This window comes from Bacillus sp. PS217 (genome assembly GCF_037963535.1).
GTDB lineage: Bacteria > Bacillota > Bacilli > Bacillales > Bacillaceae > Bacillus > Bacillus subtilis.
Genome location: NZ_CP150157.1, coordinates 2,134,962 through 2,155,041, shown reverse-complemented (window position 1 = coordinate 2,155,041; position 20,080 = coordinate 2,134,962). Strand labels below are relative to the sequence as shown.

General features: G+C 42.7%; 29 protein-coding genes. 19 read left to right on the top strand and 10 right to left on the bottom strand.

The genetic code is table 11. From position 1 onward, the window contains the following. Positions 1-11: 11 nt before the first annotated feature. From ablA to NSQ83_RS10840, 4 genes are all read left to right on the top strand, one after another. Positions 12-1,427 carry a lysine 2,3-aminomutase gene (gene ablA, locus NSQ83_RS10855; RefSeq protein WP_160221644.1) on the top strand — a complete coding sequence of 472 codons (1,416 nt, stop codon included), beginning with the start codon at positions 12-14 and terminating at the stop codon, positions 1,425-1,427. Continuing rightward, complete coding sequence (locus NSQ83_RS10850) at positions 1,424-1,702, top strand: YokU family protein (RefSeq protein ID WP_004399539.1); 279 nt, start codon at positions 1,424-1,426, stop codon at positions 1,700-1,702. Before ablA ends, NSQ83_RS10850 begins: the two co-directional genes overlap by 4 nt. An 86-nt stretch (positions 1,703-1,788) precedes the next feature. Next, the gene (locus NSQ83_RS10845) at positions 1,789-2,013 is read left to right on the top strand and encodes a YozE family protein (protein WP_003231160.1); all 225 of its coding nucleotides are present in this window, start codon (positions 1,789-1,791) and stop codon (positions 2,011-2,013) included. 147 nt (positions 2,014-2,160) lie between these two features. Then, complete coding sequence (locus tag NSQ83_RS10840; protein ID WP_014477102.1) at positions 2,161-2,841, top strand: hypothetical protein; 681 nt, start codon at positions 2,161-2,163, stop codon at positions 2,839-2,841. On the opposite strand, the gene NSQ83_RS10835 is transcribed toward NSQ83_RS10840, so the two are convergent. Continuing rightward, the gene (locus NSQ83_RS10835) at positions 2,838-2,981 is read right to left on the bottom strand and encodes a hypothetical protein (RefSeq protein WP_003231164.1); all 144 of its coding nucleotides are present in this window, start codon (positions 2,979-2,981) and stop codon (positions 2,838-2,840) included. The genes NSQ83_RS10840 and NSQ83_RS10835 overlap by 4 nt on opposite strands. Positions 2,982-3,099: 118 nt before the next feature. Here NSQ83_RS10835 and NSQ83_RS10830 point away from each other — a divergent pair, with 118 nt between their 5' ends. The 3 genes from NSQ83_RS10830 (at position 3,100) to yodL (ending at position 4,339) form a co-directional block, all read left to right on the top strand. Then, positions 3,100-3,276, top strand: coding sequence for a YozD family protein (locus tag NSQ83_RS10830; protein WP_038429171.1), 177 nt, complete (start codon positions 3,100-3,102; stop codon positions 3,274-3,276). A gap of 76 nt (positions 3,277-3,352) precedes the next feature. Next, positions 3,353-3,964: a phosphatidylglycerophosphatase PgpB gene (gene pgpB, locus NSQ83_RS10825; protein WP_038429169.1), complete on the top strand. Its 612-nt coding sequence runs from the start codon at positions 3,353-3,355 to the stop codon at positions 3,962-3,964. A gap of 60 nt (positions 3,965-4,024) precedes the next feature. After that, positions 4,025-4,339, top strand: a complete 315-nt coding sequence (gene yodL, locus NSQ83_RS10820) for a shape determination protein YodL (RefSeq protein ID WP_004399431.1) — start codon at positions 4,025-4,027, stop codon at positions 4,337-4,339. Between the two features lie 39 nt (positions 4,340-4,378). Here the strand turns inward: yodL and NSQ83_RS10815 are convergent, their stop codons facing one another. Further along, positions 4,379-4,504, bottom strand: coding sequence for a hypothetical protein (locus tag NSQ83_RS10815; RefSeq protein WP_003231174.1), 126 nt, complete (start codon positions 4,502-4,504; stop codon positions 4,379-4,381). Between the two features lie 201 nt (positions 4,505-4,705). Here NSQ83_RS10815 and deoD point away from each other — a divergent pair, with 201 nt between their 5' ends. Continuing rightward, a complete protein-coding gene (gene deoD, locus NSQ83_RS10810; protein ID WP_038429167.1) occupies positions 4,706-5,407 on the top strand; it encodes a purine-nucleoside phosphorylase in 702 nt (233 codons plus the stop codon). 82 nt (positions 5,408-5,489) lie between these two features. Beyond that, entirely contained in the window at positions 5,490-6,311 is an 822-nt protein-coding gene (gene ldcB / locus NSQ83_RS10805) for an LD-carboxypeptidase LdcB (RefSeq protein ID WP_038429165.1), read from the top strand. Between the two features lie 70 nt (positions 6,312-6,381). Here the strand turns inward: ldcB and NSQ83_RS10800 are convergent, their stop codons facing one another. Continuing rightward, positions 6,382-6,633 carry a hypothetical protein gene (locus tag NSQ83_RS10800; RefSeq protein ID WP_014477099.1) on the bottom strand — a complete coding sequence of 84 codons (252 nt, stop codon included), beginning with the start codon at positions 6,631-6,633 and terminating at the stop codon, positions 6,382-6,384. An 87-nt stretch (positions 6,634-6,720) separates the two neighbouring features. After that, positions 6,721-7,422: a class I SAM-dependent methyltransferase gene (locus NSQ83_RS10795; protein ID WP_015714112.1), complete on the bottom strand. Its 702-nt coding sequence runs from the start codon at positions 7,420-7,422 to the stop codon at positions 6,721-6,723. Positions 7,423-7,574: 152 nt separating this feature from the next. On the opposite strand from NSQ83_RS10795, the gene ctpA reads away from it, so the two are divergent. After that, a complete protein-coding gene (ctpA, locus tag NSQ83_RS10790) occupies positions 7,575-8,975 on the top strand; it encodes a carboxy-terminal processing protease CtpA (RefSeq protein WP_128422284.1) in 1,401 nt (466 codons plus the stop codon). Between the two features lie 34 nt (positions 8,976-9,009). Here the strand turns inward: ctpA and NSQ83_RS10785 are convergent, their stop codons facing one another. Together NSQ83_RS10785 and NSQ83_RS10780 are read right to left on the bottom strand one after the other, a co-directional pair. Beyond that, positions 9,010-10,500, bottom strand: coding sequence for a sodium:solute symporter (locus NSQ83_RS10785; RefSeq protein ID WP_128422283.1), 1,491 nt, complete (start codon positions 10,498-10,500; stop codon positions 9,010-9,012). After that, positions 10,500-10,700, bottom strand: a complete 201-nt coding sequence (locus NSQ83_RS10780) for a DUF3311 domain-containing protein (protein ID WP_003231189.1) — start codon at positions 10,698-10,700, stop codon at positions 10,500-10,502. The genes NSQ83_RS10785 and NSQ83_RS10780 overlap by 1 nt, the downstream gene beginning before the upstream one ends. Before the next feature lie 183 nt (positions 10,701-10,883). On the opposite strand from NSQ83_RS10780, the gene NSQ83_RS10775 reads away from it, so the two are divergent. Beyond that, positions 10,884-11,795, top strand: a complete 912-nt coding sequence (locus NSQ83_RS10775; RefSeq protein WP_029318029.1) for a ring-cleaving dioxygenase — start codon at positions 10,884-10,886, stop codon at positions 11,793-11,795. 15 nt (positions 11,796-11,810) lie between these two features. Further along, positions 11,811-12,413: an alpha/beta hydrolase gene (locus tag NSQ83_RS10770; protein WP_024573520.1), complete on the top strand. Its 603-nt coding sequence runs from the start codon at positions 11,811-11,813 to the stop codon at positions 12,411-12,413. 42 nt (positions 12,414-12,455) lie between these two features. On the opposite strand, the gene NSQ83_RS10765 is transcribed toward NSQ83_RS10770, so the two are convergent. Next, positions 12,456-13,064, bottom strand: coding sequence for a nitroreductase family protein (locus tag NSQ83_RS10765; protein ID WP_128422282.1), 609 nt, complete (start codon positions 13,062-13,064; stop codon positions 12,456-12,458). A gap of 129 nt (positions 13,065-13,193) precedes the next feature. On the opposite strand from NSQ83_RS10765, the gene yodB reads away from it, so the two are divergent. Beyond that, positions 13,194-13,532, top strand: a complete 339-nt coding sequence (gene yodB / locus NSQ83_RS10760) for a transcriptional regulator YodB (protein WP_004399427.1) — start codon at positions 13,194-13,196, stop codon at positions 13,530-13,532. A gap of 379 nt (positions 13,533-13,911) precedes the next feature. On the opposite strand, the gene NSQ83_RS10755 is transcribed toward yodB, so the two are convergent. Continuing rightward, positions 13,912-14,301, bottom strand: coding sequence for a tautomerase family protein (locus tag NSQ83_RS10755; protein WP_014477090.1), 390 nt, complete (start codon positions 14,299-14,301; stop codon positions 13,912-13,914). 364 nt (positions 14,302-14,665) lie between these two features. Here NSQ83_RS10755 and NSQ83_RS10750 point away from each other — a divergent pair, with 364 nt between their 5' ends. Together NSQ83_RS10750 and NSQ83_RS10745 are read left to right on the top strand one after the other, a co-directional pair. Next, positions 14,666-16,000, top strand: a complete 1,335-nt coding sequence (locus NSQ83_RS10750) for a gluconate:H+ symporter (RefSeq protein ID WP_144500736.1) — start codon at positions 14,666-14,668, stop codon at positions 15,998-16,000. Positions 16,001-16,084: 84 nt separating this feature from the next. Further along, complete coding sequence (locus NSQ83_RS10745) at positions 16,085-16,321, top strand: hypothetical protein (RefSeq protein WP_004399366.1); 237 nt, start codon at positions 16,085-16,087, stop codon at positions 16,319-16,321. A gap of 34 nt (positions 16,322-16,355) precedes the next feature. Here NSQ83_RS10745 and gerT read toward each other — a convergent pair whose 3' ends face one another. Continuing rightward, entirely contained in the window at positions 16,356-16,817 is a 462-nt protein-coding gene (gene gerT / locus NSQ83_RS10740) for a spore germination protein GerT (protein ID WP_038427762.1), read from the bottom strand. Between the two features lie 98 nt (positions 16,818-16,915). On the opposite strand from gerT, the gene rarD reads away from it, so the two are divergent. The 4 genes from rarD to bshB2 all read left to right on the top strand — a co-directional run bounded on the left by rarD (position 16,916) and on the right by bshB2 (position 19,197). Continuing rightward, the gene (gene rarD, locus NSQ83_RS10735) at positions 16,916-17,812 is read left to right on the top strand and encodes an EamA family transporter RarD (protein ID WP_119899497.1); all 897 of its coding nucleotides are present in this window, start codon (positions 16,916-16,918) and stop codon (positions 17,810-17,812) included. 75 nt (positions 17,813-17,887) lie between these two features. Further along, entirely contained in the window at positions 17,888-18,166 is a 279-nt protein-coding gene (locus NSQ83_RS10730) for a hypothetical protein (RefSeq protein ID WP_003231211.1), read from the top strand. After that, entirely contained in the window at positions 18,163-18,513 is a 351-nt protein-coding gene (locus NSQ83_RS10725) for a YojF family protein (protein WP_003231213.1), read from the top strand. Before NSQ83_RS10730 ends, NSQ83_RS10725 begins: the two co-directional genes overlap by 4 nt. 18 nt (positions 18,514-18,531) lie before the next feature. Further along, positions 18,532-19,197 (top strand): bacillithiol biosynthesis deacetylase BshB2, encoded by a 666-nt coding sequence (gene bshB2, locus NSQ83_RS10720; RefSeq protein ID WP_003231215.1) that lies wholly within the window; start codon positions 18,532-18,534, stop codon positions 19,195-19,197. Positions 19,198-19,222: 25 nt separating this feature from the next. On the opposite strand, the gene rsbRC is transcribed toward bshB2, so the two are convergent. Further along, complete coding sequence (gene rsbRC / locus NSQ83_RS10715; RefSeq protein WP_128422279.1) at positions 19,223-20,071, bottom strand: RsbT co-antagonist RsbRC; 849 nt, start codon at positions 20,069-20,071, stop codon at positions 19,223-19,225. Positions 20,072-20,080: the final 9 nt, after the last annotated feature.

The window sequence follows — 20,080 nt, the reverse complement described above, 5'->3', positions numbered from 1 at the left end:
GAGGAATTCGTTTGAAAAACAAATGGTATAAACCGAAACGGCATTGGAAGGAGATCGAGTTATGGAAGGACGTTCCGGAAGAGAAATGGAACGATTGGCTTTGGCAGCTGACACATACTGTAAGAACGTTAGATGATTTAAAGAAAGTCATCAATCTGACTGAGGATGAAGAGGAAGGCGTCAGAATTTCTACTAAAACGATCCCCTTAAATATTACACCTTACTATGCTTCTTTAATGGACCCCGACAATCCGAGATGCCCGGTACGCATGCAGTCTGTGCCGCTTTCTGAAGAAATGCACAAAACAAAATACGATCTGGAAGACCCGCTTCATGAGGATGAAGATTCACCGGTACCCGGTCTGACACACCGCTATCCCGACCGTGTGCTGTTTCTTGTCACGAATCAATGTTCCATGTACTGCCGCTACTGCACAAGAAGGCGCTTTTCCGGACAAATCGGAATGGGAGTCCCCAAAAAACAGCTTGATGATGCAATTGCTTATATCCGGGAAACACCTGAAATCCGAGATTGTTTAATTTCAGGCGGTGATGGGCTGCTCATCAACGACCAAATTTTAGAATATATTTTAAAAGAGCTGCGCAGCATTCCGCATCTGGAAGTCATCAGAATCGGAACAAGAGCGCCCGTTGTCTTTCCGCAGCGCATTACCGATCATCTGTGCGAGATATTGAAAAAATATCATCCGGTCTGGCTGAACACCCATTTTAACACAAGCATCGAAATGACAGAAGAATCCGTTGAGGCATGTGAAAAGCTGGTGAACGCGGGAGTGCCGGTCGGAAATCAGGCTGTCGTATTAGCAGGTATTAATGATTCGGTTCCAATTATGAAAAAGCTCATGCATGACTTGGTAAAAATCAGAGTCCGTCCTTATTATATTTACCAATGTGATCTGTCAGAAGGAATCGGGCATTTCAGAGCTCCTGTTTCCAAAGGTTTAGAGATCATTGAAGGGCTGAGAGGTCATACCTCAGGCTATGCGGTTCCTACCTTTGTCGTTGACGCACCAGGCGGAGGAGGTAAAATCGCCCTGCAGCCAAACTATGTCCTGTCACAAAGTCCTGACAAAGTGATCTTAAGAAATTTTGAAGGTGTGATTACGTCATATCCGGAACCAGAGAATTATATCCCCAATCAGGCAGACGCCTATTTTGAGTCCGTTTTCCCTGAAACCGCTGACAAAAAGGAGCCGATCGGGCTGAGTGCCATTTTTGCTGACAAAGAAGTTTCGTTTACACCTGAAAATGTAGACAGAATCAAAAGGAGAGAGGCATACATCGCAAATCCGGAGCATGAAACATTAAAAGATCGGCGTGAGAAAAGAGATCAGCTCAAAGAAAAGAAATTTTTGGCGCAGCAGAAAAAACAGAAAGAGACTGAATGCGGAGGGGATTCTTCATGAAAACATGCGAATGGTGCGGCGAGCTCGAAGCGGTGCCCGGCAGGAACACGGTGTACTGGGAGCTCCCTGATGGAACGAGGGCTATAGAACTGACAGACACCCCTGCCATGGTATGTTCTTCCTGCGGTATGACCTATCAAGAGGAAAACACGGTTAAAGAGATTGAGGATCAGCTGCTTTTAATTCAAACAAAAAAACTGCCTGAAAGCCTGACATATCAGCAGCTCATGGAGACAGAAAGAATTTTGAAACGCAACTATTTTGACTTCTCCTGAGTCATGTTTCAGTATTCTTTTGTTGTAATTTTACACTTGAACTGTATAATAGAACAACAAAAGACAGACACCAGGAGGGGAAACCCATGAAATCCTTTTATCACTATTTATTGAAATACAGGCACCCTAAGCCGAAGGACAGCATCAGTGAATTTGCCAATCAGGCGTATGAGGATCACAGCTTTCCAAAAACATCTACCGATTATCATGAAATCAGTTCATATTTGGAGCTGAATGCTGATTACCTTCACACGATGGCGACGTTTGATGAAGCTTGGGATCAATACGAGTCTGAAGTGCACGGCAGATAATAGCTGTTTCATCCGCAGATCACTGCGGATTTTTTTATGTCCCCCATACTATAATTGGATATTTCCTTTGGTTTTCATGCCCATGCGAATTGGCTTCACCCGGCATACGATAGCGTATGAGAAATGTTGCGGCGAGGGGGAGACACCATGAAGCAAAATAAACCGAAATTCCAAGTAGGGGATATCGTAGTCGTCATTATGTATGGAACAGTCGGCACCATCACAAAAGTGCACCAAATTGATAAACACTATCTTTATGAAGTCAATCATAACGAAGTTTTATACTTTGAATCATCTATTCAGCTTTATAAAGATTATGAGGGTGTCATTGTCGACATGGAGAAGCTTGATATTGAGTATGAATTCCTTATTGGGGACGTTGTTTATGTAAAAGATTATGGAAAAGAACTCTTTCGCATTATCGGCCATAGAACAGAAATTTGGAGATATTTAGAAGATGGCTGGGAAGATATCATTTATGAACTGACCCGTTTAAAGGATGGAGAGTGGCTTGAAACGGAGGAAGAGGATCTCACGCTGGTGCTTAGAAAATATGAAATGGACCAGTTTGTGCATCAGCTGTTGTTTGTCCATTATGTCGGAGAAACTGGCCATGAGATCGGCGAAGATATCGCATCGTCTGCTCTTCTTCAGTTTGAAGGCGATGATGAAGATCAAGATACCCTTCACATCCTTGCTGTGTCAATTGTTGATGAGCTTCTGGATATTTATAATGACTACAAAATACTGTACGAAATGTTTCAGGATGAAGAATATAAAGACATGATGATGTTTGTTTTGGAAAGTTTAAAAGAGCATTTCAGTTAGTTTGTGAACATACGGATCAAGACATATAAAAAATATGGCAGACAGCCCCAAATCATCACACGCGTCATTCCTTTGAGCGTTTTTTCCATTATGATATCAAATCTTTCTCCGTCCAGTGCTTCCATCATTTTAGCAATCATAGCGTCAGCCTCCCATGGCTCGTTTTTTATTCAATATATGACTGAAAGAATTGTTTAGAACACCGGGTATAATTCAGCCTGTTTTTTCATAAAACATAAAAAAGGAGGCGGTACGGAGATGAAAGAAATAGATCTTGTGATTGATACGGAAGAAATCGCTGAATTTTTTTACAGAGAGCTTGCAAGACGGGGCTACATACCGAGTGAGGATGAGCTGTTTGAAATCGCTGATATTACCTTTGATTATTTGATAGAAAAATGTATGATAGATGAAGAGCTGGATGAAGGTGAGTGAGGCTTAAAACCGGAGCGGTCAGCTCCGGTTTTATTATTCGTGTTCTATGACTTCTGTGAAAATTGAGGTGGTTAAATTGTACAAGCCCGTTAGTTTGTTTCTTTTCTTTCTCATTCTAGCTGCGGCCATTCATACAAATGCTGTTCAATCTGCAGATGAAGCAATAAGCAAGGCAGCTGTTTTGATCCGTCAGCCATGGCTTAATGAAGTCATGACGGGGATCACGCATCTTGGTGCTTCTTCTTTTCTGCTCCCTCTAATTGTCATCATTGGAGCAGGCATGTTTTTCTACAGAAAAACATGGGACGGCCTGTTGATGCTCTTAGTATTCGGCACAGATCGGCTGTTAAACAAAGTCTTAAAAGAATGGATCGAAAGAGTGAGGCCTGATTTTGCACCGCTGGTTCATGAATCATCCTTCAGTTTTCCGAGCGGCCATTCCATGAATGCTGCTTGTGTCTATCCTGCTATTGCTTACTTTTTAGTGAAACACCTCCCGTTTTTGTCCAAGCATAAAAAAATGGTATATATCATAGCCGGTGTAATTGCTGTTTTAGTCGGCATAAGCAGAGTGTATCTGGGGGTTCATTTTGTGACGGATGTGTTAGGCGGCTTTAGCCTCGGCTTGCTTCTGTTTTTCCTAGTAAAAGGTTTTGACGAAAAGATTAAGCGGTTTCGACAAAAATAGAGAGAGGAAAACACAGCAAAAACGCCAATATGTTAAAGAAATAAGAGGGAGGGGATCTTGATGATGTTATCCGTGTTTAAAAAGAAGTCTTGTTCCTATGACGTGACAATATTTCAGACACCCCGGTTTGGCGAAAAAAAGGGCTACAGAGCCGTCTATCGAACTGAACTGAACGGGAGCGATCATCAAGACGTGCTGAAAAGAGCATTCTCTTTGTTTAATGTATTCGACACTGTTCCGAGTGATTATGATGCAAGATTCATGGCCACAGGGGACGTGATCCTGATTGACGAGGGCAGAAAAGGGAAAACATATTATCAACTGCTTCCCGCCGGCTGGAGGAAAATCAATCGTCTGATTGTACAAACGACATAATGAAAAGAAAACTGCGGAAACCCGCAGTTTTCTGCAGTTTTAAGGCTTGCGTTTGGCAGCAGAATATTCTTTCCCGTGTGCTTCTTCAGCTGCAATGATATCTTTTTCAGGTATATGATTGTTCTTTTTTTGGCCGGTGATCCGGTTACGATGTTTTTTACCCATGTCCTACCCCTCCTTCCTGCGGTTAGGTTTTCAAATTAACACCCCGATTATCCGTTTTTCTGAGGAAGTGCCTAACAGATCCTCGAACATTTCTTTTTTCGACATATTCCTTTATAATCAATGCTGAAGTTTGTTTCATCATGACATTCGTTGTAAAATGGACGGGCTGGATGATAATTTAGATTTACAGGAGGATATGAGATGAGTGTACATATAGGTGCTGAAAAAGGACAAATTGCGGATACTGTGCTTTTGCCGGGAGATCCTCTCAGAGCAAAATTTATTGCAGAAACGTATCTTGAAAATGTAGAATGCTACAATGAAGTCAGAGGCATGTATGGATTTACGGGTACATATAAAGGTAAAAAAATCTCAGTACAAGGCACGGGAATGGGCGTTCCGTCTATTTCAATTTATGTGAATGAATTAATTCAAAGCTACGATGTGCAAAATCTAATAAGAGTCGGTTCCTGCGGCGCTATTCGTAAAGATGTCAAAGTGCGAGACGTCATTTTGGCGATGACCTCCTCAACTGATTCACAAATGAACAGAGTTGCTTTCGGAAGCGTTGATTTTGCGCCTTGCGCAGATTTCGAGCTTTTAAAAAATGCCTATGATGTCGCAAAGGATAAAGGTGTGCCGGTGACTGTAGGAAGCGTATTTACAGCTGACCAGTTCTACAATGACGATTCGCAAATTGAAAAACTTGCAAAATACGGTGTGCTTGGCGTTGAAATGGAAACAACTGCATTGTATACATTAGCAGCGAAGCACGGAAGAAAAGCCCTGTCAATTCTCACCGTGAGTGATCACGTATTAACAGGAGAAGAAACGACAGCGGAAGAGCGTCAAACGACATTTCATGATATGATAGAAGTGGCTTTACATTCCGTATCACAATAAAATATATCAAGAGGCGTGCTGGGTGCCGGCAGCCTCTTCTTTATGAATGCGGAAACGATTGATAAAAGGAAGGTAATGTAATATGAAAAAGTCCGGTAAATGGTTCTCACTGGCTGCCGCTCTGAGTGTAACGGCAATAGTCGGAGCCGGCTGCAGCATGTCGAACGGAGATGCTCAAAAGGATACGAAAAGCACAGCAGAAACAAAGCAAACAGAACAAAAAACAGCTGACAGCAAAAAATCAAACACTCAAAACAGTGAGTTTTCATTGGAAAGCCAGTATTTCAATGATATTAAAAAAGTCGATGGTCTGGAAACCATTCAAAATCCAGAAAATATACTCGCGCTTGTCAATAAACAATATGCACTGCCCGGAAACTATGAACCTAGCGATCTTGTCATACCAGATGTAGAGTTTTCTTTTGAAGAAAAGATTCAAAAACGTTACATCAGAAAAGAAGCGGCCGACGCATTAAAAACAATGTTCGATGCTGCCAAAAAGGAAGGCTATGAACTGGCAGCTGTCTCAGGGTACCGTTCGTATGACAGACAGAAAGTCATTTTTGACAATGAAGTAAGCCTAAAAGGGGAAAAGAAGGCAAAGGAAGCGGTTGCTTACCCGGGTGAAAGCGAGCACCAAACAGGCCTCGCGATGGACATTTCGAGCCGGAGCAATGGCTTTGAGCTAAATGAAGCGTTCGGAAGCACGGCAGACGGGAAATGGGTGCAGGACAATGCTTATAAATATGGCTTTATCATTCGCTATCCGAAAAATAAAGAAGATATCACGAAATATGAATATGAGCCATGGCATCTGCGCTATGTAGGCAAAAAAGCCGCAAAGGTCATCCAAGATAATGATTTAACGCTTGAAGAGTACTTTGAAAAAGTGAAGAAAATTTAAAATGAAAAGCCCGCTTACACTAGATAAGCGGGCTTCATTGTGTCTGGTGAATCTAGCATTTGTTCTATGCTTACCAGAAGAATAAACCAGCAAGAGCGACCCCTGTAATTAAACCGAGGGAAATACCGTAAGCTGCTCCGTATCCCCAATAACCGCCCCAATATCCGTAACCGAAACCTCTTGGCCCTCCGCCGGTCGGAGCTATAAAAACTCTGTCTCTTGTTACACGGGTAATTCTGCCGACGTGAACTCTCCCGCCTCTCTCTGTAATTCTGACGACTTTACCTTGATGGTTTTTGCAAAGATGATAATATCTCTCCAATATTGTTCCCCTCCTATCCTGACTTTCTATCAGCATATGATAGATAGGAAAAAAAGGTTGGACGAAAACAGGGGGCGATACGCCGTTTTACTTGTACGCGATAAAAATACAATGACCCATGTACTCACTATATAACTGCATGAGCTGATAATGTGTTTGAAGCGTATCGTAATAGATGGGATCAATCGTTTGCGATAAATCCATTTCTGTGGTTGGTTCAAATTCCATGTCTTCCGGAAGAAGTGTCATCGCTTCTGTTTTTTGAAAGCCATAGGATCTTAGGAGTTTATGCCATTCGCTTTCTTCATGTAAGCAAGTAAATCCGTAAAAATCCATCATTTGCTTCTTTTCTGCAGGGGGCATCGGTTTTTTTAAAGCAGCTTCGATACCAATCAGCATCCCGCCGGGTTTTAAAACTCTTGAAATTTCTTGAAGAGAGGATGTCAGGCGTGAAAAACTGAGGACTGATTCTGACAGGACGCAGGAAAAGGACTCAGAAGAAAACGGGAGATGTTCCAGCTCCGCCTGATATGCAGGGATGGCAAGCCCTTCATTCGCAAATCTTTTTTTCGCTTTCTCAAGCATAATAGGATCTTTATCAACGACTGTTACAGGATACAGCAAATGTCCTAAATAAGCCGCCGTTTGCCCTGTTCCGCATCCGGCATCAAGAATCGGCTGATCCGGGGAGGGCGCAGCCTTTTGCAAGACCGCTTTTGAAAAAGCCAGCCCGCCTGGGTGCGCCCCTGCGACACCGAATAAGGACAGCATTTCTAAATATCGGCTCAATATCGAATCCTCCTTTTTCCTTATCATATGTCGTATAAAGACATAGGTTTATGAAAAGCAAAAGAAGGGCGTTTCTCTTTCATTTCTGCTCCGAGTTGACGAATAAGAATTCGTCCATGATAATAATGTAAGAAGAAAAAGGTGGTGTTTAATTGAAACGGCAATTAAAACTGTTTTTTATTGTGCTGATCACTGCAGTTGTCGCTTCGGCGCTTACTTTATTTATTACGGGCAATTCCAGTATCCTGGGCCAAAAATCAGCAAGCACAGGAGACAGTAAGTTCGACAAATTAAATAAAGCGTATGAGCAAATCAAAAGTGATTATTACCAAAAAACAGATGATGACAAATTAGTAGACGGAGCAATTAAAGGAATGATTCAATCACTGGATGATCCGTACTCTACATATATGGATCAAGAGCAAGCGAAATCATTCGACGAGACGATTTCAGCATCTTTTGAAGGAATCGGAGCCCAAGTAGAGGAGAAAGACGGAGAAATCCTTATTGTATCCCCAATTAAAGGTTCACCTGCTGAAAAAGCCGGTATCAAACCGAGAGACCAAATCATTAAGGTGAATGGAAAAAGCGTAAAAGGCATGAATGTAAATGAAGCCGTCGCTTTAATCCGAGGCAAAAAGGGCACAAAGGTGAAGCTTGAACTGAACAGAGCGGGAGTGGGGAATATCGATCTTTCCATTAAGCGCGATACCATTCCTGTAGAGACTGTCTATTCAGAGATGAAAGACAACAACATCGGAGAAATTCAAATCACTTCTTTCTCTGAAACAACAGCTAAAGAGCTGACAGATGCGATTGACAGTTTAGAGAAAAAAGGCGCCAAAGGCTATATTTTAGATTTGAGAGGCAACCCGGGCGGCTTAATGGAACAGGCGATTACGATGAGCAACCTGTTCATTGATAAAGGGAAAAACATCATGCAGGTTGAATACAAAAACGGTTCAAAAGAAGTCATGAAGGCCGAAAAAGAACGGAAAGTGACCAAGCCGACCGTCGTTTTAGTAAATGACGGTACAGCAAGCGCAGCCGAAATTATGGCCGCTGCCCTTCATGAATCGTCAGACGTACCGTTAATCGGCGAGACGACATTCGGCAAAGGTACAGTACAAACGGCAAAAGAATATGATGATGGCTCTACCGTCAAACTGACAGTTGCCAAATGGCTGACTGCTGACGGCGAATGGATTCACAAAAAAGGCATCAAGCCTCAAGTGAAAGCAGAGCTGCCTGATTACGCGAAGCTGCCGTATTTGGACGCAGATAAAACGTACAAATCAGGTGATACAGGCACAAACGTCAAAGTGGCTCAGAAAATGCTCAAAGCACTTGGTTACAAGGTAAAGGTTAACAGTATGTATGACCAGGATTTTGTATCTGTCGTCAAACAGTTCCAGAAAAAAGAGAAGCTGAATGAAACAGGCATACTGACTGTCGATACAACAACGAAATTAATGATAGAACTTCAAAAGAAGCTGTCTGATAATGATACGCAAATGGAAAAGGCAATTGAAACACTGAAAAAAGAAATGTAAAAAAAACCATACGCGGCTGCCGCGTATGGTTTTTTTATGCGCCCTTTTGATTTGGATTAGCGTCTTGTTTTTTGCCAAATAAACCTTCAATGACAGGATTGGATCCCGCGTTTTTAACGAACAGCGGATTCAGGATGACCACAGCGATCATGTTGGCGGCCAATCCCCAGAATCCTTCATAAATGCCATGTGCGGATTGAGTGATATACACAATAAACGTTACCGCTAGGCCGGCTAATAATCCGATAACCGTTGCTTCTTTCGTTTGGTTTTTCCAGAACAGGCTGACAGCAATCGCAGGGAAGATTTGCACCATACCGGATACACCTAATAGCTGAAGTGTCACTAAGGCAGTCGGGAACAGCATTCCAAACAGCAGCGCAAGACCGATGACAACAAAGACCATTGAACGTGTGACGAGGGTCAGCTTGTTTTGCGACACATTCGGATGAATCAAATCCCGGTATAGGTTGTTGGCGAATAAATTCGATGCGCCGATTGCCATAATGGAACAAGGTATTAATGAAGCAAGAGCGATAGTGGCATATGCAAAGCCTTGTGCCACGCCGCCGTAAGATGTTTGAATCAAATGCAGCAGCGCCAGCCTTGGATTTGTATCTTCCGGCAGGACAAGAAAGGCGATAAAGCCAAGAAAAATAACCAATATTAACACGATATTATAAAGCGGCAAAAACATGCTGTTTTTTCTTACTGCATCAGCGCTTTTCGCCGTGAAAACACCTGTAGCGGCATGTGCCCACATAAAAAGTGCCAAAGCGGAAACAATAGATGCTGTGATAAACCAAGGAATGCCTTTTGGTCCTTCTGACGGTATCGTCAGCATTTGCGGCGCTTCCTTCACTAACGTGTCAATCATTGGCGTCCAGCCATTAAAATGAATGAGAGGGAGGGACACCACCATAAACAGCATAATGACCCATACTAAAATGTCCTTAATGATGGCTGTATATGTGGGCCCTTTAATCCCGCTGAAGAATGTGTAAAGAGCAACAAGAATAAATGAAATGATCACAACGAATTTTACGTTAATATATCCGGTACCGGCAACCTGAAGCGTGTCTTGAATGCCGCTCAGCTGAAGGCATATGTACGGAATAAGCATGAGTACCCCGACGATGGCAACGAGGCTTGCCAAAAGCTTACTGTTAAAACGTTCCCGGGCATAATCCGCGAGTGTTGTTAGTTTATGAATTTTCGCAACATTCCAAAGTTTTGGCAAGAAGAAGTAGGCGATAAAGTAGGCCAACACAGAATAAGGAATGGCGAAAAATGCAACACTTCCGCCTGTAAAAGCAGTACTGGTCAACCCTAAGAAAGTATAGGCCGTATAAAGGTCAGCGCCTACTAAAAACCAGACGAGAAGACCGCCGAAACGTCTGCCGCCGACAGACCATTCTTCCACAGAAGTGCGTGAGGATTTGTCTCTTCCGGCGAGAAAGCCGATACAGACAACGGTTAAAACAATAATAGCAGTAATGAGAAGTGCAGTCAGATTCCCTTGCATTATTCAAGTCCTCCATCTTTTTTTTGCATCTGATAAATGCCAAACGAGCATAACGGCGTAACAATAATCCACAGCAGCAGCCAAAAGTGGAAAAACGGCAGGCCGAACATAATCGGTTCTATTCGATTCACAAGCGGCAAAAGCGCGAGCTGAACGAATGGCAAAAGAATGAGAATAACAATAAGTGCTTTTTTAACCATTTACTTTCCTCCTGAAACATGATAATGCTCACTATAATAGCAGTTGTAAGAAAAGATCACAAGATAATTATTAGAAAAAAATGATTTTTTCAATTATTTAATCAAAACACATGGTTTGCAACCTTTTCAATAAAGGTTTAAAATAATAAATATCTTGAAATCGAGATAAATAGGAGTGAGAAAATGAAAACAGAAGGATTGCACCATGTCACAGCATTCGCCAGAGATCCGCAAGAAAACTTGCGATTTTATACAGAAGTGCTTGGGCTCAGGCTTGTTAAAAAAACAGTAAACTTTGATGATCCCGGAACGTATCATTTTTACTTTGGGAATCAAAACGGAGATCCCGGTACAATAATGACCTTTTTTCCGTTCCAAGGAAGCGGACAGGGAACGGTAGGAAAAGGCCAAGCGGGCCGGGTGTACTTTTCAGTTCCCTCAGGCTCCCTGTCTTTTTGGAAGGAGCGTCTTGAGAAAAGCGGGCTGAGCCTAGAGGAAAAAACGTTGTTTGGTGAAAAAGGTCTTATTTTTGATGATACAGAAGACCTTCCGCTGGCGATCATGGAGGATGCGAAAAGCGGCAAAAGCGAGTGGACGCCTGACGGGATCACAACAAATGAAGCAATTACGGGAATGAAAGGTGTGCTGCTATATTCCTACGACCCGCAGGCGACCATACAATTGTTAACGGAAAGCTTTGGATACACCAAAGTGGCCGAAGAAGACCAGATTGTCAGACTGGCAACCTCAGCGGCCGTCGGCGGTGTCATTGATGTCCATTTACACCCTGAAAAAAGAGGAGTCGGAGGATATGGTACGGTACACCATGTAGCGTTTCGGACAAAGAAAAACGAACAGGCGAAATGGCTGCCGATTATTGCTGAAAACCATCTGCCTTCGTCAGAAATTCTCGACAGGGAATACTTTACATCAGTTTATTTCAGGGAGAAAGGCGGTATCTTATTTGAAATTGCCACAGATGAACCGGGCTTTATGACAGATGAAACGTTTTCTGAGCTAGGGACTTCCTTAAAACTGCCTGAATGGCTGGAGAAACATAGACACCAAATTACAGACATTTTACCTGAACTTTAAAAGGGGGAATTTATAATGAAGCATATTTATGAAAAAGGAACATCTGACAACGTACTTTTGCTGTTGCATGGCACGGGCGGTAATGAACACGATCTGCTTTCATTGGGGCGGTTTATAGACCCTGATGCCCATTTGCTTGGTGTCAGAGGATCGGTGCTTGAAAATGGAATGCCGCGATTTTTCAAACGTCTGAGTGAAGGAGTTTTTGATGAAAAAGATCTTGTGGTGCGGACAAGAGAATTGAAAGATTTTATCGACGAGGCTGCAGAAACGCATCAGTTTGATCGCGGCAAAGTGATTGCAGTCGGTTATTCAAACGGCGCAAACATTGCGGCAAGCCTGCTTTTTCATTATAAAGATGTGTTAAAAGGGGCTATTCTGCATCATCCAATGGTTCCGATTCGGGGTATCGAGCTGCCTGATATGGCGGGGCTCCCTGTTTTTATCGGTGCCGGGAAATACGATCCTCTTTGCACGAAGGAAGAATCAGAAGAGCTTTACCGCTATTTACGTGACAGCGGGGCATCAGCCTCCGTTTTCTGGCAGGACGGGGGCCATCAGCTGACTCAGCATGAAGCTGAACAGGCTCGTGAATGGTACAAAGAGGCGATTGTATAAAAAAACCTTAGTCCGGATTTCGGACTAAGGTTTTTCATATCCTTACAGCCAAGTTGATACTTTTGAAAGCGGCAGACGGTTGCTTTGATGGGCAGGCTTCACTGCTTTGCCGATTGAAATTAGCATAACCGGAACATAGCGCTCACTGATATCAAATTGCTTTTGGAACTTCTCTTTGTTAAATCCGCCAATTGCGCAAGTGTCATAACCTTTTGCTTTTGCGGCAATCATAAGCTGCATAGCAGCTAAAGAAGCATTTAAGAAAGCTGAATCACGTGCGAATTGCTCGCTTTGGTAAGCACCGTTGATTTGGCCGAGCAATGTTTGTTTGATTTCATCCGTAATATAGCCTTGGCTTGCTAATTCAGCATAAACTTCTTCACCGTTTTCATTTGCCTTTAAATCGCCTAAAATGGCAACAACAGCAGAAGACTCAACGATTTGTTTTTGATTATACGCTACAGGAAGAAGCTCCGCTTTTGATTCATCGCTGTGGAATACTGTAAAATGCCAATGCTGAAGGTTCCAAGCGGAAGGCGCTTTAGCGGCAAGGTCTAATAGCTCAGTCAGCTCCTCCTTAGAGATCGGGGCATTTGTATCATATTCCTTTACAGATGCACGTGCTTTTAAAACATCCAGAGTATTCGTCATAGTGTTTCCTCCTTCGGATAAACGTGGTATGATAATAGAAAAGTTAGAAGCTTACTAAATGTAACTTGAAAGATTATTGTAATGGATCATTGAATACATGTCAATCAATAGATGAAGGGATGAAGACTTGTGGGAAATACGATGTGCCCTAAAATGGAATCCGCATTCTCATTGCTGGGAAAACGATGGAACGGTCTGATCATCCATGTGCTAATGGATGGGCCGAAACGGTTTAAAGAGATAACGGAAACAATACCGATGATCAGCCAAAAAATGCTGGCAGAGCGCTTGAAGGAGCTTGAACAAAACGAGATTGTCGAACGGCAGGTTCTCCCTGAAACGCCGGTCAAAGTCATCTACACGCTGACTGAAAAAGGAACAGCGCTTCAAGCTGTATTTCAAGAAATGCAGGCATGGGCCGATCAATTTTGCGAGCCTGGTGACACAGTGTGTGAAGAAGAGAAATAAGGAAAGCGGCACCTGAAAAAGAGCCTTTGTTTCCATGGTGAGTCATGTAAGTACGGTTCACACCCGTTTACATGACTTTTTACATTTGTCAGACTGACATTTCCGGATTGCAAAAGTGTCATGTTCATGGAAATGATCAATAAGTTATAGCATCCAACCTGTTGTAAATGGGGATTATGATGTATCTTATTATGCAAATCAGCAAAATTTTATATTTTCGGCCAAAGTCAGCTTCCAATTGGCATTTAAACCGGATCTAAAAGGAGATCCAGGTTTTTCGTATTGCTGGATGCTTCTAGACTGATGACTTCCGCATTTATGAAAAAAAGAGAGAGCTTCTTGGAGCTCTCTCTTCTTTTTTTTGTGGGGAGACGAAATCTTATAGTTTTCCATTCAAAAATTGCGCCTCACCAAGACCGAAACTCCAGTCTGCGTCACCATTCTCAGTAATAGATACCATGAGGTCTTCAGGGGAAATTCCGCATTTTTCTTCTAGCCTTTCAGCAAGCAGAGCATACAATTTTTCCTTTTGGCTTTCGGTTCTTGCTTTGCTTGTCATGCTAATGATGACCAGATCCTTGGTTCTCTGAAACCCTAATCCCGTATCTTGGATTATAAGCTCGTTTGCGGGATGCTGATGGACAATTTGATAACGGTCTCTTTCCGGAACACCAAATGCTTCAACCATCGCTTGGTGAGCAGTATCTAATAACAATTGCAGCGATTTTTCATCACGGCCCTCAATTACATCAAAACGCAATAATGGCATGTGTACTCCTCCTTCTGTGAAGTTGTTATCCGTCTGTTCTCATATTGTCTCATTTGCTTCCAGACAATGAATAGATATAATGATTGGCAGTCAACTTTAAAAAACATAACATATAACCAAAAGTTAATCAACATATAACTAATAAATCATTGGGTTAGGCGGTAGGTAATCGAGACAAGCTCATAAAAACGATTGACAGTCATTGATTAGGAGATTAGTATGAACATATTAGTTGATCAAAAGATAACAATCATATAACCAAGACGTTTTTAGTTATTAATGAAAGCGTTTTCTGTTCGTCTAGGCATGAAAAGCGCCAAAACATTGTCGCGAGAATCATATAAAACACTTTTGGAGGGGTACCATGCCGATTTTAATTGTAGCTGTCGGAGTGCTGATTCTGTTATTTCTCATTATTAAAGTAAAATTAAATACCTTTGTCTCACTGATTGTCGTTTCATTTTTAGTAGCCATCGGACTTGGAATGGATATCAATAAAATTGTTCTTTCAATTGAGGCTGGAATTGGCGGGCAGCTGGGGCATTTAGCTTTAGTGTTTGGACTTGGCGCGATGCTTGGGAGGCTTGTCTCAGATGCTGGGGGCGGCTATCGGATTGCCATTACGCTGATTGGCAAATTCGGGAGGAAACGAATACAGGCGGCGGTTGTGGTTGCCTCTTTTATCATCGGTATTGCGCTGTTTTTTGAAGTGGGTCTTGTTCTGTTGATACCGATTGTTTACGCGATTGCTAAAGAATTAAAAATGTCTTTTCTGTATCTGGGAATCCCGATGGCCGCCGCCTTAAATGTTACTCACGGATTTTTGCCCCCGCATCCTGCTCCAACTGCTATCTCAGTTGCATATGGTGCCCATATTGGCCAGGTGCTGCTTTTTGGAATCATCATCGCTGTTCCGACAACTGTGATTGCCGGGCCTTTATTTAATAAATTTGCGATGAAACGGTTTCCTGGTGCGTATCAAAAGCATGGAAACCTATCGGGGTTAGGACCAAGGAAAGAATTTCAGCTGAATGAAACACCGGGCTTTGCGATCAGTGCTGTCACGTCTTTATTCCCGGTTATCTTTATGGCAATGGCAACAGTTTTTTCTTTATTATTGAGTGAACATTCAAAAGGAAAAGACATTATAGAATTTATCGGCACTCCGGGAACGGCAATGCTCATTTCGCTGTTGCTTGCACTCTATACGATGGGATATGCCCGTAAAATATCTATGCAGGAAATCAGCAGATCTATTTCAGAATCAATTTCGCAAATTGCGATGATGCTGCTCATCATAGGAGGGGGAGGAGCGTTTAAACAGGTGCTGATTGACGGCGGGGTCGGCGATTATGTCGCTGATTTTTTCCGTCAAACAAACATGTCGCCGCTATTCGTTGCATGGACCATCGCCGCGGTTCTGCGTCTGTGTCTAGGCTCTGCTACCGTGGCTGCGCTTACCACAGCGGGAATGGCAGCTCCGCTTATGGAGGCTGGCAGTGTAAACCCCGCGTTAATGGTGCTTGCAACAGGAGCCGGCAGTGTCATTGCGTGTCATGTAAATGATGCAGGATTTTGGATGGTAAAGGAATTTTTCGGCTTGAGCATGAAAGAAACATTTCAAACCTGGACGCTGCTTACAACAATTCTTTCGGTTACAGGGCTCGGCTGTGTGTTATTGGCAGGGCTTGTGATGTAACAATCATAGACAGTCCGTAGCCCAATCGTTTTTCTTCCTTGCTGAATACTTTACGTATAGGCAGACATAAAGGAGGAAAAAATCATGTACCCTCATCATTCGTATTTACGCGGAATCCCAGGTCCAGCCGGATATCCGGCGCGTAGTCCTTTTTTGTTTGGCGCTCCTCTAGTCGGCGGTTTATTAGGCGGTTTTCTCGGGAGTGCGCTGTTTAACTATTCTCGTCCCTATGCCTATCCTCCTGGCCCTTATGGATATGGAGGCGGACCGTACGGTTTTGGTGCTGGCGTGCCATACGGGGGATATCCCGGCTTCTATTAATAAAAAACGGCCTGCATCGATTGCAGGCCGTTTTTTATCGGATGATTTCTACCTCGGACATATTGTAGTCTTGCTGCTTTTGAAACATGACTTCCAGAAGGCCATCCTTATAGACGGCTTTTGTTCCTTTGCGTTTGACTAAACAAGGAAGGTTTACTTTTTTCGGATGATCTGCTCTTGGGAGGTTTTCCAACCATAATTCGTGAGATGTGTGTTTGATTCTCACTTGTTCCAGCCATTCTTCGCTGATTGGCACCTTTACAAACACATGGTCAGCAGTTTCGAATATATCAATATCAGGTTTGACATCAGGTTTGGCGGGATGTTCTTTTTGGGGGAGAGGATCGCGGAAAGGAAATTGAGCCGCATAATCACTGCCGAACACACTTTCCATCACACGATTGACATACGTTTCAACTTCTTTCGGATCAGCTTTTTTTAATGCTTCTTTAGAAAATTGATTGTGGAAAGGAAAGTACTTGTTCCACTCAAACATTGTCTTCACATCCTTTCTTCACGGACAAAATAGTATATGCCCGCCAGATCTTTCACGTGATATAATATAAGATGCTCTAAAGAAAGGCAGGGATATAAATGCAATATTCAGAAACAAAAAAAGGCGTTATTTACACAGCCGTTTCCTTTATCATGTGGGGCCTGTTTCCGCTCTATTGGAAGCTTCTCGAACAGCTGCCGGCTCTTGATATTTTGGCTCATCGTATTATATGGTCTTTTGTTTTTATGTGTATCGTACTTTTTTTCTTGCGGCAATGGAAATTAGGATGGCAGGAACTGTGCTCTTTGAAAAAGAACGGAGGGATCCTCTCTTTATTTCTTGCTTCTATCCTGATTTCGATCAACTGGTTTGTATACATATGGGCTGTCAACCATGGCTTTTTGCTTGAGGCTAGTCTTGGCTATTACATTAATCCGCTTGTATCAGTGCTCCTTGGGATTTTATTTTTAAAGGAAAAACTGAATCGCCTGCAATTAGTGGCCGTTTCGATTGCGGCAGCCGGTGTCATCATCTCGGCGTTCCAATACGGCTCCATTCCTTATGTTGCGCTTCTCCTCGCATTCAGCTTTGGGCTGTACGGGTTAAGCAAAAAAAGAACAAGCCTGCCGAGCGCAATCGGTTTAACGCTGGAAACATTCATGATTATGCCGATTGCATTAGGGTATTTGCTGTTCAGCGGACATGTTCAGCCAGCGGGTGCAGAAAGCGGAGGGACGTGGCTGCTTCTCTTTTTGGCCGGTGTGTTTACGGCTTTGCCGCTCTTATTGTTTGCGGAAGGAGCGAAACGGCTGCCACTGTATCAAGTCGGTATCTTACAATATATTGCGCCGACCATTACCCTTCTGATCGGGCTGTTTGTTTACAATGAACCATTTTCCAGCTCGAAGGCTTTTACATTCAGCTGTATATGGGCTGCGCTGATCTTGTTTACGTTTTCACAAGTGAAGTGGAAACGGGCGTCAAAAAGCCATTGAGGCCTTTGGCTTTTCAGCTGATGCATATATTATGTATAATCATTTCATGTATGTAAGACATAAAGGAGCAAGACAATGGACAATGATAAAGAGATAGTGAAAGCCTATGCTTCACTTTGGAATAACCGATCTCTCGCACATGATGACGCAGAAGCGGTAGCAGAGGCGATTGATCTCGAGCTCTTGGATAAACGAACACATCCAAGACTCCGAAAACCGATGCTGGAAAAATATTTTGCCGCGATTCAGCGCATTGTGAATTCACAGCTCGAACCGGCTGTGAAATATCAGCTGGTCAAATTACATACAGAACGTGCAGAGTATTTAAAAGAAGAAAGAGGGGAGCAATCATGAAAGCGATCATAAAAGAAGATGTGCAAGCATCTTTAGAACGATATGCGGACCGCCCTGTATATATCCATTTAGAAACCACCACAGGTTCTTATTCAGCGCATTTAAATGAAAAGAACATGACGGTTGTTGCGTATATCCGCAATGCAAAAGTCACTTATCATCAGGCAAAAATCAAAGGCAACGGGCCTTACCGCGTTGGCTTGAAAACAGAAGAAGGCTGGATTTATGCTGAAGGCTTGACTGAATACACGGTAGATGAAGAAAACCGTTTATTAATGGCGGGACACCTGCCGGGCGGTAAACTGGCTATTTCTCTGCAAATCAGCGAAAAACCGTTCACAGTTTAAAGAAAAGGGTGAATAATAATGAAAGAACATGTACTAGTAATCCTGCCTCACCCTGATGATGAATCATATGGAGTGGCAGGCCTCATTGCCTTAAACAGAAAAAAAGACATTCCCGTTACGTATGCCTGCGCCACTTTAGGTGAAATGGGCAGAAATATGGGCGATCCATTTTTCGCGAATCGGGAAACGTTGCCGCTATTAAGAAAACAAGAGCTCATCAATGCCTGCAAAGAAATGGATATCAATGACCTTCGTATGCTTGGACTCCGTGACAAAACGCTCGAATTTGAAGATGATGAGTATTTAGCTGATATCATGGAAGAGATCATAGATGATGTAAAACCAAGTTTAATTGTCACATTTTATCCCGGACACGGTGTGCACCCTGACCATGATGCATGCGGGGAAGCGGTTATCCGTGCATTATATCGCAAAAAGAAAGAAGACCGTCCGCGTACAATCTGCATGGCCATTACCCGCAACAGAGAAGAGGTTCTCGGCGAAGCTGATGTCGTGCTTGATATCAAAGAAGTAGCTGATATTAAAATGAATGCGTTAAGAGCTCACCGCACACAAACAGAAGGCATGCTCAGAGAGCTTGAAGAGAAATTGAAAAATAATGAACCTGTTATGGCAACATGGTTTGAAGAAGAAATATATTGGACGTATCAATGGAATGATTAATCAAAAAGGTATAAGGCCTTAAGCCTTATACCTTTTTTAATTTTAAGTCCGATGCAATTGCTGAAGCGAGAGTGGATCTCAAGGAAATACCTTCGAAAGACAAACCTAGCTGAACCGCTGTTTGCGCGATTTCCGGACGGATTCCAGACAAAGTTGAAGAAACACCGATTAAACGAAGCGCCTCAATCAGACTGAACAGCTGATGGGCAACCATCGTATCAATCACAGCTACTCCTGACAAATCAATATACAGTTGTGTCACCTTTTTTTTCGCACATTGATGCAGTGTGTTTTCCATAATCAGCTTGGCGCGGACTGTATCAATATCTCCGATTAAAGGCAGCAGTCCGACGCTGTGAAACAGCACGATGACCGGAGCGCTCAATTCAGTAATCATATCTTTTTGGGCCTGAAGCTGAAGGCTTGTGTTTTTGTACATTTCTTCTATAAAAATATGAATCACAAGATCAAACGCTTTTATAAGGGCGTGATACAGGTCTTCGGCTTCTTCGCTTTTCACAGTATCCTGATTGAGATGGACAAATTCTTTCACATAGGAAACATATAAATCTCTCACTCTGACAAACTCCCGAATAATATAGTGGATAGGAGTTTTTAAATGCTCTTGATCCTGTGTGACTTCAAAGGCCCAATCTTTCAGTATAGGCAAGTATACGTCCTCATCATCTATAAAAATACGGTTTATTTTATAGTTAAAGGCAAGATTCTGGCTCTTTAAATTGTGAATGACAACAGGATCTGTTGAGGCATAAATGGAATTGGGATCAGTCTCCTCGATTGTTTCATACCACGTTGAACTGATGGTTTTCGCATGCTGGGAAAGATACTCGAATAATTTTTTGTTTTTTGCCATGATTGATCA

What these genes read in the sequence shown, in the direction of transcription:
- NSQ83_RS10755 (WP_014477090.1), bottom strand. Translation starts at nt 14,301, where the DNA reads ATGCCATTATTGCGTTTTGATGTAATTGAGGGCCGTGATGAAAAATCG.
- bshB2 (WP_003231215.1), top strand. Translation starts at nt 18,532, where the DNA reads ATGAAAGAACATGTACTAGTAATCCTGCCTCACCCTGATGATGAATCA.
- ldcB (WP_038429165.1), top strand. Translation starts at nt 5,490, where the DNA reads ATGAAAAAGTCCGGTAAATGGTTCTCACTGGCTGCCGCTCTGAGTGTA.
- NSQ83_RS10750 (WP_144500736.1), top strand. Translation starts at nt 14,666, where the DNA reads ATGCCGATTTTAATTGTAGCTGTCGGAGTGCTGATTCTGTTATTTCTC.
- NSQ83_RS10850 (WP_004399539.1), top strand. Translation starts at nt 1,424, where the DNA reads ATGAAAACATGCGAATGGTGCGGCGAGCTCGAAGCGGTGCCCGGCAGG.
- NSQ83_RS10830 (WP_038429171.1), top strand. Translation starts at nt 3,100, where the DNA reads ATGAAAGAAATAGATCTTGTGATTGATACGGAAGAAATCGCTGAATTT.
- NSQ83_RS10815 (WP_003231174.1), bottom strand. Translation starts at nt 4,504, where the DNA reads ATGGGTAAAAAACATCGTAACCGGATCACCGGCCAAAAAAAGAACAAT.
- NSQ83_RS10770 (WP_024573520.1), top strand. Translation starts at nt 11,811, where the DNA reads ATGAAGCATATTTATGAAAAAGGAACATCTGACAACGTACTTTTGCTG.
- NSQ83_RS10765 (WP_128422282.1), bottom strand. Translation starts at nt 13,064, where the DNA reads ATGACGAATACTCTGGATGTTTTAAAAGCACGTGCATCTGTAAAGGAA.
- NSQ83_RS10730 (WP_003231211.1), top strand. Translation starts at nt 17,888, where the DNA reads ATGGACAATGATAAAGAGATAGTGAAAGCCTATGCTTCACTTTGGAAT.
- rarD (WP_119899497.1), top strand. Translation starts at nt 16,916, where the DNA reads ATGCAATATTCAGAAACAAAAAAAGGCGTTATTTACACAGCCGTTTCC.
- NSQ83_RS10725 (WP_003231213.1), top strand. Translation starts at nt 18,163, where the DNA reads ATGAAAGCGATCATAAAAGAAGATGTGCAAGCATCTTTAGAACGATAT.
- NSQ83_RS10785 (WP_128422283.1), bottom strand. Translation starts at nt 10,500, where the DNA reads ATGCAAGGGAATCTGACTGCACTTCTCATTACTGCTATTATTGTTTTA.
- rsbRC (WP_128422279.1), bottom strand. Translation starts at nt 20,071, where the DNA reads ATGGCAAAAAACAAAAAATTATTCGAGTATCTTTCCCAGCATGCGAAA.
- NSQ83_RS10775 (WP_029318029.1), top strand. Translation starts at nt 10,884, where the DNA reads ATGAAAACAGAAGGATTGCACCATGTCACAGCATTCGCCAGAGATCCG.
- NSQ83_RS10745 (WP_004399366.1), top strand. Translation starts at nt 16,085, where the DNA reads ATGTACCCTCATCATTCGTATTTACGCGGAATCCCAGGTCCAGCCGGA.
- NSQ83_RS10780 (WP_003231189.1), bottom strand. Translation starts at nt 10,700, where the DNA reads ATGGTTAAAAAAGCACTTATTGTTATTCTCATTCTTTTGCCATTCGTT.
- NSQ83_RS10835 (WP_003231164.1), bottom strand. Translation starts at nt 2,981, where the DNA reads ATGATTGCTAAAATGATGGAAGCACTGGACGGAGAAAGATTTGATATC.
- NSQ83_RS10840 (WP_014477102.1), top strand. Translation starts at nt 2,161, where the DNA reads ATGAAGCAAAATAAACCGAAATTCCAAGTAGGGGATATCGTAGTCGTC.
- yodL (WP_004399431.1), top strand. Translation starts at nt 4,025, where the DNA reads ATGATGTTATCCGTGTTTAAAAAGAAGTCTTGTTCCTATGACGTGACA.
- NSQ83_RS10845 (WP_003231160.1), top strand. Translation starts at nt 1,789, where the DNA reads ATGAAATCCTTTTATCACTATTTATTGAAATACAGGCACCCTAAGCCG.
- deoD (WP_038429167.1), top strand. Translation starts at nt 4,706, where the DNA reads ATGAGTGTACATATAGGTGCTGAAAAAGGACAAATTGCGGATACTGTG.
- gerT (WP_038427762.1), bottom strand. Translation starts at nt 16,817, where the DNA reads ATGTTTGAGTGGAACAAGTACTTTCCTTTCCACAATCAATTTTCTAAA.